Raw genomic sequence first — 11,104 nt, 5'->3', positions numbered from 1 at the left:
GTGCTCGAACGCGCGTGGGCCGAGCGTGCGGGCGTCGGGTTCGTTGGCAAGAACTGCTGCCTCATCGTCCCCGGCCTCGGCTCCCACCAGCAGGGCCTACACATGCTGCTCTGGGTACGCCCGAAGTCCACGTGGCGACGTACCACGAGGAAGGCGGACGTTTCAGCAGTGACCATGGACCGGAGTCTCACGTGTCGGACGCGGCCCTCACAACGGCTGATCTCGTGATGTGAGACGCAAGGTTCACGATGTGGGACGGTTGCAGGCTCTCAGGCGGGGCGGAGTGGCGCACGTCACGTCGCTCGAAGGGGTGAAGGCGAGTAGGTGGAATCCCGAGTAGGGGGTGTGCGCCGATAGGCTGACGACATGGCAGACCTGAACTCCCTCACCAGCAGTGCCTACTCACAAGCCCTCGAGGTCATCGCCTCGGTGGAGCCGCGGATCGCTGAGGCGACCAGGGCTGAGCTTGCCGACCAGCGCAGCTCGCTCAAGCTGATCGCCAGCGAGAACTACGCCTCGCCCGCGGTGCTGCTGACGATGGGCACGTGGTTCAGCGACAAGTACGCCGAGGGCACGGTCGGCCACCGCTTCTACGCCGGTTGCCAGAACGTCGACACCGTCGAGAGCCTGGCCGCCGAGCACGCCCGCGAGCTCTTCGGGGCGGAGTACGCCTACGTGCAGCCCCACTCCGGCATCGACGCCAACCTGGTGGCGTTCTGGTCGATCCTCGCCCACCGCGTCGAGTCGCCCTGGCTCGAGAAGGCCGGCTCCAAGAACGTCAACGAGCTCACCGACGACGACTGGGAGCGGCTGCGCAAGGAGCTCGGCAACCAGCGCCTGCTCGGCATGAGCCTGGACGCCGGCGGTCACCTCACCCACGGCTTCCGTCCCAACATCAGCGGCAAGATGTTCCACCAGCAGCAGTACGGCACCGACCCGGTGACCGGGCTGCTCGACTACGACAAGGTCGCCGCCAAGGCGCGCGAGTTCAAGCCGCTCGTGCTCGTGGCCGGCTACTCCGCCTACCCGCGCCGGGTGAACTTCGCCAAGATGCGCGAGATCGCCGACGAGGTCGGCGCCACGTTGATGGTCGACATGGCCCACTTCGCAGGTCTGGTCGCCGGCAAGGTCTTCACCGGCGACGAGGACCCCGTGCCGCACGCCCACATCGTCACCTCGACCACGCACAAGTCGCTGCGCGGACCGCGCGGCGGCATCGTGCTCGCCACCGAGGAGTACGCCCCCAGCGTCGACCGCGGGTGCCCGATGGTCCTCGGTGGTCCGCTCTCGCACGTCATGGCTGCCAAGGCCGTCGCCTTCGCCGAGGCCCGCCAGGAGTCGTTCAAGACCTATGCCCAGCAGGTCGCCGACAACGCCAAGTCGCTTGCCGAGGGCTTCCTGACCCGTGGGGCAGACCTCGTCACCGGCGGCACCGACAACCACCTGGTGCTGCTCGACGTGTCGTCGTTCGGACTCACCGGTCGTCAGGCCGAGTCGGCGCTGCTCGACGCGGGCATCGTGACCAACCGCAACTCCGTGCCCGGCGACGCCAACGGCGCCTGGTACACCTCCGGCATCCGTCTCGGCACGCCTGCTCTCACCACCCGTGGGTTCGGCCACGACGAGTTCGACAACGTCGCCGACCTCATCGTTCGGGTGCTCAAGGACACCGAGGCCGGCACGACCAAGGCCGGCGGGCCGTCGAAGGCCTCCTACACGCTCGCCGACGGCGTGGCCGACTCGGTGAAGTCGGCCTCCGCCGAGATGCTCGACAAGCACCCGCTCTACCCCGGTCTCGACCTGGCCTGACCCGCGGCACGCCGGCCCTGTGCGGCCGGCGTGGCCCGCCTCACGGCGGGAGGTCCCGGATCGAGGGCCTTGCGTCGATACCGTGAGCGTCATGACCGCGGAGCCCACGGAGACGACGGGGGCCGCCGTCCCCGGTCTGCGGGATCGGGTCGTGGCGCGCGGTCGACGCTCGGCGCACACGCTGTGGCGCCTGATCGTGACCACCGTCGGCTCCTGCTTGCGCTACCGGGTCACCGGACTGGCGGCCGAGGGGGCGTTCTTCGCCGTCCTGTCGGTGCCGCCGCTGATCTTCGCGCTGGCCGGCGGGATCGGCTACGTCTCCGAGCGGTTCAGCCCCGCGCAGGTCGAGAGCATCCGCCAGGCGATCATCGACCTCTCCTCGACCTTCCTCACCGAGGGCGCGGTCGACGACGTGATCGTGCCGACCATGGACGACGTGCTCGACGTGGGGCGCCTCGACGTCATCTCGCTGGGCTTCATCCTGTCGTTGTGGTCGGGCTCGCGGGCGCTCAACGTCTTCGTCGACACCATCACGATCATGCACGGACTCGGGGGCCACCGCGGGATCATCCGCACCCGGGCGCTGTCGTTCGGGCTCTACGTCCTGGCCGTGGTCACCGGCGCGGTCTCGCTCCCGCTGCTGGTCGCAGGCCCGAGCTTCGTGGGGGAGGTGCTGCCGCCCGAGCTGATGTTCCTCGGCAGCTTCTACTGGCCCGTGGTGGTCGTGCTGTGCATCTGCTTCCTGGCCACGCTCTACCACGTGTCGGTGCCGGTGCGCACCAACTGGAGCTTCAACCTGCCGGGCGCGACCTTCTCCCTCGTCGCCTGGATCCTCGGTTCCTACCTGCTGCGGTGGGTGCTCACCGTGACGGCGGCCGACTCGAGGTCGATCTACGGCCCGTTGGCGGCCCCGATCGCCATCCTGCTCTGGCTCTACGTGGTGGCGCTCGCGGTGCTCATCGGCGCAGCCGTCAACGCGGCCTTCGACACCGTCTTCCCTCAGCTGAGCACCACCCGAGCGCGTCTCGAGCTGATGTCGAGGCTGCGCAGCGCGCGAAGCGTCCTCGCCAAGGAGCGCGGCGCCTCGGTCCACGACCCCCGCGTCGACTAGATTCGCCCCCGTGTCCGAAGACCTGCGCGAGACCCCCGGGAGGAAGTCGTCCTACAAGGTCTCCCTTCCTGAGGGAGACAGCTCACCGTGGGCGGCCCTGGGAAAGCGACTGCTCGCGGCGATGCTGATCCTGGTCGGCACGGTGCTGCTGGTCTACTTCGATCGCCACGGCTACAACGACACCGCCGACGGCACGGTGTCGTTCACCGATGCCATCTACTACACGACCGTCACGCTCAGCACGACTGGCTACGGCGACATCGCGCCGATGACCGACCAGGCGCGCATGATCAACGCCTTCGTCGTGACCCCGGCGCGCATCGCGTTCCTGGTGCTGCTGATCGGCACGACCCTGGAGGTCCTGGCCAGCCAGGGCCGCGACGCGATCCGGATCGCTCGATGGAGGAGAAAGATGGGACACCACGTCATCGTGGTCGGCTACGGCACCAAGGGACGCTCTGCGGTCAAGACCTTGCTCAGCAATGGTCTGCAGAAGGAGAGCATCGTCATCGTCGACACCGGCACGACTGCGCTCGCCGATGCCCACGAGGACGGCCTGGCGGTCGTGACGGGGGATGCGACGCGCAAGGAGGTGCTCCTGCGGGCCGGCGTGCGCGAGGCTGACCAGGTCATCATCACGACCAACCGCGACGACTCCAACGTGCTCTCCACGCTCACCGCCCGGCAGGCCAACCCGAAGGCCTGGATCATCGCTGCGGTGCGCGAGCAGGAGAACGCCACGCTGATGAAGCAGTCGGGCGCCGACTCGGTGATCACCTCCTCCGACGCGGTCGGACGCCTCCTTGGTCTGACCTCGCTCTCACCGACCCTGGGTTCGGTCATGGAGGACCTGCTCAGCTATGGCCAGGGACTCGAGGTCGCCGAGCGGGACCTGCTGGTGAGCGAGGTCGGCATGCAGCCACAGAGCCTGCCTGACCAGGTGATCTCGGTGGTGCGCGACGAGAAGGTCTACAACTACTTCGACCCGGTCGTCACCCGTCTCGCGCGTGGCGACCGGCTGATCGTCGTCCGGTCCGCGCGCGAGCTGCCGTGGGCGCCGCGTCCCGGCACGCACAACGAGGACTTCGCCAACGACGACGACTGAGTCGTCTCCACCGCCGGTCGAACACGTGTTCGATCGCTGTGAGACGATGAGGCCATGGCGGGCGGCTGGGGCAGACAGGGCAGCGGGGTCCCGCTGTCCGAGCGCGTACGGGTCGGCGTCGAGCCCGACGTGCGGCGGCCCGAGGCGGGTCCTGAGGTCGGTGAGGTGTGCCCGGCTCGGCACTGCTGGGTCTCCGACGCCGTCGACGGTCACGGGGTGAAGCGTCCCGGGCTGCTCGTCGAGTGGCGTCAGGTGGCCTCGGCCTGGGAGGGCCGCGTGGTGTACGCCGCGCGGGCGCGGCCTGACGCGTGGCTCCTGGTCGAGGAGTGGCTGCCGGCGGCCCTGCTGACGCCGCTGTGAGTGCGACCGGTGGGGGAGCTCGAGCAAAAAAGGGTCAAGCCGTCGGAGTCTCGGGTCTCCAACGGCTTGACGAGTAGAACTCTACCTGGCCGCCGAGGGCGCGTCTGGCAATTAGTCGCATTGTGGACAACTCTCACAACTTCTTCATCGTCCCACCCGATCACGACCTCGACCAGACCACCTGGTGCCGAAACCGGGCAGTGCCCGGTTCCGGCACCGGGGGTCGCTCAGAAGTCCTCGTCGAACCCGACGGCGCCGCTCACGCCCACCTGGTAGGCCGAGACCTTGCGCTCGAAGAAGTTCGACAGCTCCTGCACGTCCTGCAGCTCCATGAAGGCCAGCGGGTTCTTGGAGCCGTAGATGATCGGCAGGTCCAGGCGTTCCATGCGCCGGTCGGCCACGTACTCGAGGTAGGAGCGCATGTCGGCGGTTGACAGGCCGGCGACGCCTCCTCCGAGGAGGTCCTCGGCGAACTGCGCCTCGGCATCGACCCCATCGATGAGCATCTGGCGCACCTCGATGGCCAGCTCGTCGTCGAACAGGTCGGGCTCCTCCGCGCGCACCGTGTCGACGACGTCGAAGGCGAAGGCCATGTGCATCGACTCGTCGCGGAAGACCCAGTTGGTGCCGGAGGCGAGACCATTGAGGAGCCCGCGCGAGCGCAGGAAGTAGACGTAGGCGAAGGCGCCGTAGAAGAAGAGCCCCTCGATCACCGCGGCGAAGCAGATCAGGTTGAGCAGGAACTTCCGTCGGTGCTCCTTGGTCTGCAGCTCGTCGAGGTCGAAGACCGAGTCGATCCAGCGGAAGCAGAAGTCGGCCTTGGCCTTGATGGAGGGGATGTTGTCGACGGCCGCGAACGCCTCGTGACGTTCGTCCTCGTCGGTGACGTAGGTGTCGAGCAGCGTCAGGTAGAACTGCACGTGCACCGCCTCCTCGAAGAGCTGGCGGCTCAGGTAGAGCCGGCCCTCGGGGGAGTTGATGTGCTGGTAGAGGTTGAGCACCAGGTTGTTGGCCACGATCGTGTCGCCGGTGGCGAAGAACGCGACGAGTCGTGAGACCAGGTGACGCTCGGCCTCGCTGAGGCGCTGGAGGTCCTTGAGGTCGGAGTGCAGGTCGACCTCCTCGACGGTCCACGTGTTCTTGATGGCATCGCGGTAGCGGTCGTAGAAGTGCGGATAGCGCATCGGTCGCAGGGTCAGGTTCATCCCTGGGTCGAGCAGCATCCGGTCGGTCGTGGTGGTCACTGGCAGGCCTCGCAGCTCTCGGGGTTCTCGAGCGAGCAGGCCAGGGCCTCGTCGTCGCTCGCGATCGTCGGGGTGGTCGGGGTGGTCGGGGTGGTCACGGTGGGTCCGTCGACGATGCGCTCGATCGAGGTCGTCGTCTGGGCGATCCGGGTCGCCGGCCGGGAGCGCAGGTAGTAGGTCGTCTTGAGCCCCGCCTTCCAGGCGTGCAGGTACATCGACGACAGCTTGCCGATCGACGGGCCGGCGATGAACAGGTTCAGCGACTGGCTCTGGTCGATGTACGCCGACCGCTCCGCGGCCATGTCGATCAGCGCACGCTGCGGCAGCTCCCAGGCGGTGCGAAACAGCAGGCGTACGTCGTCGGGCAGGGCCGTGATGCCCTGCACGGAGCCCTCGGCGCGCTTGATCGCCTCTCGGATCTCCGGTGTCCAGAGTCCTCGGGCCTTGAGCTCGCGGGTCAGGGCGGCATTGACCTGGAGGAACTCTCCCGACAAGGTCTCGCGCTTGAACAGGTTGGAGACCTGCGGCTCGATGCACTCATAGCTGCCCGCGATGCTGGCGATCGTGGCAGTCGGGGCGATGGCGATCAGCAACGAGTTGCGCAGTCCGTGCTCGGCGATCCGTGTGCGCAGGTCGGCCCAGCGCGCGGTCTGGGTGCCGGACACGTTCCACAGGTCCTGCTGCAGGACTCCGGCGGCCGCCCGCGTCTCGTCGTACGACGGGTGGGCACCGTGCTGCTCGGCGAGTCCGCACGAGACCTCCAGCGCCGTCAGGTAGATCTCCTCGGAGATCCGGGTGGAGAGCTCACGCGCCGCCTCGGAGTCGAAGGGGAGCCCGAGGGCGAAGAACACGTCCTGAAGACCCATCAGCCCGAGGCCGATCGGGCGCCACCGCGGGTTGGAGGCCGCAGCCTCCGCGCTGGGGTAGTAGTTGACGTCGACGACCCGGTCGAGCAGGGGGACGGCGGTGCGCACGGTGGCACGCAGCTGCTCCCAGTCGAGCGCGGGGGTGCCGGCGTCGTCGGTGGTGAGGTGGCGGGCGAGGTTGACCGAGCCGAGGTTGCACACCGCCGTCTCGGTGTCGGAGGAGACCTCGATGATCTCGGTGCAGAGGTTCGACAGGTGCACCACCGGACCGCCCGGGGTGTCGCGGGTCTGGTTGCAGGTGCGGTTGGCGGCGTCCTTGAACGTCATCCAGCCGTTGCCCGTCTGCGCCAGCGTCCGCATCATCTTCCCGTAGAGGTCGCGGGCCCTGACCTGACGCACGTAACGACCCTCCTCCTCGGCGCGACGGTAGGCCTCGTCGAACGAGGCGCCCCACAGGTCGGGCAGCTCAGGTGCCTGGTCGGGGTCGATGAGCGACCAGACCTCGTCTGCCTCGACCCGACGCATGAACTCGTCCGGCACCCAGTGGGCGAGGTTGAGGTTGTGCGTTCGCCGTGCGTCCTCACCGGTGTTGTCGCGCAGCTCGAGGAACTCCTCGACGTCGGGGTGCCAGGGCTCGAGGTAGACGCAGGCTGCGCCCTTGCGCCGTCCGCCCTGGTTGACCGCCGCCACGGAGGCGTCGAGGGTGCGCAGGAACGGGACGATGCCGTTGGACTGCCCGTTGGTGCCTCGGATCAGGGCCCCGCGCGAGCGCACCCGGGAGAAGGCGATGCCGATGCCGCCGGCGAACTTCGAGAGCTTGGCGACCTGCTGGTAGCGCGAGTAGATCGAGTCGAGGTCGTCGACGGGGGAGTCGACGAGGTAGCACGACGACATCTGCGTGTGGCGGGTGCCGGAGTTGAAGAGGGTGGGGCTGCTCGGGAGGTAGGCCAGTGACGACATGAGTCGGTAGAACTCGATGGCTTCGGCCGGCTGCTGGGCCAGGCCGCAGGCCACCCGGAGCAGGAAGTACTGCGGGGTCTCGACCACCAAGCGGCTGGACGGATGACGCAGCAGGTACCGGTCGTAGACCGTGCGCAGGCCGAAGTACTCGAAGCGGTGATCGGCGTCGGCATCGATGGCGAAGTCGAGCTTGCGGGCGTTGTCCTTCACGAAACGCGCGGTCTCGTCGCCGATCAACCCCTCGGCGTGGCCGAGGGCGACCGACTGGCTGAACGACGCCACGCCCTGGTTTCGGACCTCCTTCTCGACGTAGCCGGCGAGCAGTCTGGCCGCGAGCCGGCTGTACTGCGGCTCCTCGCCGATCAGCTCCGCCGATGTCTGGATCGACAGTCGGTCGAGCTCGGCGGTGGTGGCGCCGTCGTACAGGCCGCTGATGGTGCGGGTCGCGACCCGCATCGGGTCGACGTCGGCCAGGTCGGCGCTGACCCGGTCGACGGCTCGCACGATCTTGTTGACGTCGACCGGCTCGGTGTCGCCGTTGCGCTTGCGCACCTGCATCGTGGTGCGCTGGGGGACTTCAAGGACCGTCATGTCTCTCTCCTCGCGAGATCGGTCTCGATGAGTCCGGGGTGCGCGGGAGGAGCAGAGGTCCGTACGGCGTGGCTCGGCGAGCCAGTCGGACCTGGCTCAGGGCAGCGTCGTACGAGCCGTCGGCCGTCCCACGAGGCCTCGGACCACCACGCCCGACGGGCGTGGTGCGCTGGCAGGTCTTCGGACTCATGGGCGCGTCGCGACCGGATCTCTCCGTCCTCGACCCCTACTGGCCGTCGCTTCCCGGGTCCACGTGCGACCCAGTGCTTGTGTGACGGCGTTCGTTCCCACTCACCGCTGCGGGGCAGTCCCGGAATCTCACCGGGTTCCCTCTTGCCTCGACCCCTCTGGATGAGAGGCACGAACCAGCTGCAGGAGCACCATATCTGGTGAACTACACCGATGTAACCCCCACATCTTGAGTCACAACGACAGGATCAAAGTCAGCGGACGCAGGGGTGGCAGCTCGGACGACATCGCCCGTGGGGGTGATTCTTCGCCGAACAGGTGCTCAGCAGGCTCTGGCTTTGGAAGGATGGTGCGGATTTGAGCTCTGACAAGGGAGGACGCGATGAACCGGACGTCGGGTGATGGTGGACCTCAAGAGGGGGCCGCCGGGTCGCACACGGTCTCCGTGACGCCAGGACATGCCCGGGTCATCGTTCGCGGCGAGTTCGACCTCGCCGTGGCGATACCGCTCCGCACCACGTTTCGGGACCTGATGGTGGAGGGTCCGATCGACATGGACGTCAACCTCGCCGAGGTGACCTTCATCGACTCCACCGCCCTGGGCGTCCTGCTCGGAGGTCAGCGACAGGCACGAGTGTTCAGGGGCGCCTTCCGGCTCGAGGACCCCAGCGCGCCGGTGCTCCGACTGCTGTCGTTGACGGCGCTCGACCGGGTGTTCGAGGTCAGCACCTCGGAGGGCTGAGACCCAGCGAGCAGGTGCCGGCCGTCAGCGAACGGCGAGGCCCAACCACGAACCGAGCACCAGGCTGCAGACCACGACGCCGACGCGTCGGGCGGACGACGCCGGGTAGAGCCGGTCCTCGAAGTAGTGGACCAGGAAGCCGCGGTCGTGGAGGGGCGGTCGGCCCGACCCGGCCCGACCCCAGTTCTCGGCACGCGAGAGCGGGCAGACCGGACGCCAGATCGCCATCCGCGCGCTCCACAGCGTGGAAGCGACGTGGGGGATCAGGATCCAGGGCGCGAGCCAGGCGAGAAATCCGCCGAGGATCGCGAACGCGACGAACACCATGTGCGTCACCAGGGAGACGAAGGCGACGAGGCGGTGCATGCGGCGAGTCTAGGACCCCCGACTCGCGCTCGAGCAGCGGCTTCGACCGCGACCGAGGTCCCCCGAGACCCGGGCCTTTCGACCTTGCTGGCCGCTGGGTTTAGGCCGGACGGCACGGGCGCGAGGCCATCGAGGACGCAGTTGCGAAAGTCGAGGAGTCCTGACCCGATCTGGTCGTCACCTCAGACCTGCCTCGTGGCACACCGAGGCAGGTGCTCCGGGCCGAGGCCGAGGCCGAGGCCGCGGACGCGGACGCGCACAGCCTCGTCCTGGGAGCCAAGGGCGACGACACGGGCAACCTGCTCATGGGCTCGCGGGAGTCGTGAAGTAACCCCACAACCTTTTCGAGGAATCCAGCGTCGTACCCACATGGCCACTCTCACCCGCACTGCGCGCCTGTGCGCGCTCGCCACCGCAGCGTCGGTGGTCCTCGCCCTGCCCGCCACCTCGGCCGGCACCTCGGAGGTCAGCACGAGCTCCGACTCGCCGCGCGGTTCGTCCACGCGGTTCGACGTGTCCGACCTCCCGACCGGTGCGCCTCCGGGGCTTGCCTGGCTGGAGCGCACCGACGGAGGGGCGGTGGTGCACGGCGCCACGGGCACGCTCACCCCCGTACCGAAGAACACCCGCGAGCTCGCCCCGATGGGGTCGGGCTACGTCATCCAGACCGCGAGCCGCCGACCCCCACGCACCCGCTGGGTGGGCGCGGACGGGTCGCCCGGACGCCGTACCTGGAAGACCGGGTTCGGGATCGGGGTCTCGGCAAGGGGAGAGGCGGTGGCTTTCTCCGGCAAGCGCGGCAGGGTGTGGTCTATCGACCAGGAGGGCGACCGGGTCCTCCGGTTCAACCCGGTGCCCATCAAAGGGAAGGGTCAGGCAGTCGCGGTCGCCGGCGAGGACTGCTCCGAGCAGACCTCGGTCAGCGGTTGCTCGATCTACGTCAACGGACCTCGGGGCTACTACACCTCGTCGCACGGGATCGTCGACCGAGTGCCGAGGATGCGCATCGTCTCGACGGGACGCGGGCGGTTCCTGGGCGGCATCACCAGCGTCAGTGACACCGGCACGTGCAACGTGATGCTGAGCCGCTGGCGACCACGCTGGCGCACCTGCGACAACCGTTTCTCCGACATCTCCACCGACAACAAGCACGTGCTCGGGCTGCCGGCCTACGGCGACGGCTTCGGCCCGACCCGTCTCGACCTCTTGAAGACCCGTGACGGCGAGGTCGTCCACTCCTACATTCCCTCGCGTCGCGGTGACTCGGCGACGTACTTCGACGAGGTGTGGGAAGACGCCGAGCACGTGCTCGTGGTGACGTTCCAGGCCGACGAGTGGGCCGTCGTACGACTCGATCTCGATGGCTCGATGGAGTACGCCGTGCCTCCGCGCGCGAGTGACCGCAACATGACGATGCCGTTCGAGCTGCAGACGCGGTAGGTGGGGGCAGCCACGGTCATTGACCAACGGTCGATGGTCTTGTCGAACAACGCTCACACAGGGGGCACGTGCTTCGGCGACTCCGGGGGGCCCAACTTCATCGGTGACGGGCTGGTCGTCGCCGGCGTGACGTCCTTCGGTCTCAACGGCTCCTGCGGTGGGACAGGCGGAGTCTTCCGAGTCGACCGGCCGGCGGTGCTCGCCTTCATCGAGGAACACCGTCCGGCGTCCGGATCCTGATGTGCGGGTGACGCACGGCCCTCCGTGCGTCGACGAACGAAGAAGCCCCCTGGTCCGCGTTTCCGCAAGCCAGGGGGCTTT

General features: G+C 68.3%; 10 protein-coding genes and 1 riboswitch. Of the genes, 7 read left to right on the top strand and 3 right to left on the bottom strand.

The window, feature by feature from the left end; genetic code table 11:
* Positions 1-366: 366 nt before the first annotated feature.
* From VOI19_RS05960 to VOI19_RS05945, 4 genes are all read left to right on the top strand, one after another.
* A complete protein-coding gene (locus VOI19_RS05960) occupies positions 367-1,809 on the top strand; it encodes a glycine hydroxymethyltransferase (protein WP_323792041.1) in 1,443 nt (480 codons plus the stop codon).
* Positions 1,810-1,900: 91 nt separating this feature from the next.
* A complete protein-coding gene (locus VOI19_RS05955) occupies positions 1,901-2,920 on the top strand; it encodes a YihY/virulence factor BrkB family protein (RefSeq protein WP_323792040.1) in 1,020 nt (339 codons plus the stop codon).
* A gap of 10 nt (positions 2,921-2,930) precedes the next feature.
* Positions 2,931-4,025 carry a potassium channel family protein gene (locus VOI19_RS05950; protein WP_323792039.1) on the top strand — a complete coding sequence of 365 codons (1,095 nt, stop codon included), beginning with the start codon at positions 2,931-2,933 and terminating at the stop codon, positions 4,023-4,025.
* Between the two features lie 54 nt (positions 4,026-4,079).
* Positions 4,080-4,385: a hypothetical protein gene (locus VOI19_RS05945; protein ID WP_323792038.1), complete on the top strand. Its 306-nt coding sequence runs from the start codon at positions 4,080-4,082 to the stop codon at positions 4,383-4,385.
* A gap of 227 nt (positions 4,386-4,612) precedes the next feature.
* Here the strand turns inward: VOI19_RS05945 and VOI19_RS05940 are convergent, their stop codons facing one another.
* Both VOI19_RS05940 and VOI19_RS05935 read right to left on the bottom strand, forming a co-directional pair.
* Positions 4,613-5,629, bottom strand: coding sequence for a ribonucleotide-diphosphate reductase subunit beta (locus VOI19_RS05940; RefSeq protein ID WP_323792037.1), 1,017 nt, complete (start codon positions 5,627-5,629; stop codon positions 4,613-4,615).
* Positions 5,626-8,046: a ribonucleoside-diphosphate reductase subunit alpha gene (locus VOI19_RS05935; RefSeq protein ID WP_323792036.1), complete on the bottom strand. Its 2,421-nt coding sequence runs from the start codon at positions 8,044-8,046 to the stop codon at positions 5,626-5,628. Before VOI19_RS05935 ends, VOI19_RS05940 begins: the two co-directional genes overlap by 4 nt.
* Before the next feature lie 153 nt (positions 8,047-8,199).
* Positions 8,200-8,431, bottom strand: a riboswitch (cobalamin riboswitch).
* 249 nt (positions 8,432-8,680) lie between these two features.
* Between VOI19_RS05935 and VOI19_RS05930 the strand changes: the two genes are divergently transcribed.
* Positions 8,681-8,977: an STAS domain-containing protein gene (locus VOI19_RS05930; RefSeq protein ID WP_323792035.1), complete on the top strand. Its 297-nt coding sequence runs from the start codon at positions 8,681-8,683 to the stop codon at positions 8,975-8,977.
* 24 nt (positions 8,978-9,001) lie between these two features.
* On the opposite strand, the gene VOI19_RS05925 is transcribed toward VOI19_RS05930, so the two are convergent.
* Positions 9,002-9,343 (bottom strand): DUF2784 domain-containing protein, encoded by a 342-nt coding sequence (locus VOI19_RS05925; RefSeq protein WP_323792034.1) that lies wholly within the window; start codon positions 9,341-9,343, stop codon positions 9,002-9,004.
* Positions 9,344-9,712: 369 nt separating this feature from the next.
* On the opposite strand from VOI19_RS05925, the gene VOI19_RS05920 reads away from it, so the two are divergent.
* Together VOI19_RS05920 and VOI19_RS05915 are read left to right on the top strand one after the other, a co-directional pair.
* Positions 9,713-10,783 (top strand): hypothetical protein, encoded by a 1,071-nt coding sequence (locus VOI19_RS05920; protein ID WP_323792033.1) that lies wholly within the window; start codon positions 9,713-9,715, stop codon positions 10,781-10,783.
* A gap of 33 nt (positions 10,784-10,816) precedes the next feature.
* On the top strand, positions 10,817-11,023 hold the full coding sequence (locus tag VOI19_RS05915; protein ID WP_323792032.1) for a trypsin-like serine protease: 207 nt from the start codon (positions 10,817-10,819) through the stop codon (positions 11,021-11,023).
* Positions 11,024-11,104: the final 81 nt, after the last annotated feature.

It is taken from the genome of Nocardioides sp., assembly GCF_034670285.1.
Classification (GTDB): domain Bacteria; phylum Actinomycetota; class Actinomycetes; order Propionibacteriales; family Nocardioidaceae; genus Nocardioides.
The sequence above is the reverse complement of the archived record's forward strand: the minus strand, read 5'-3'. Positions and strand labels throughout refer to the sequence as shown.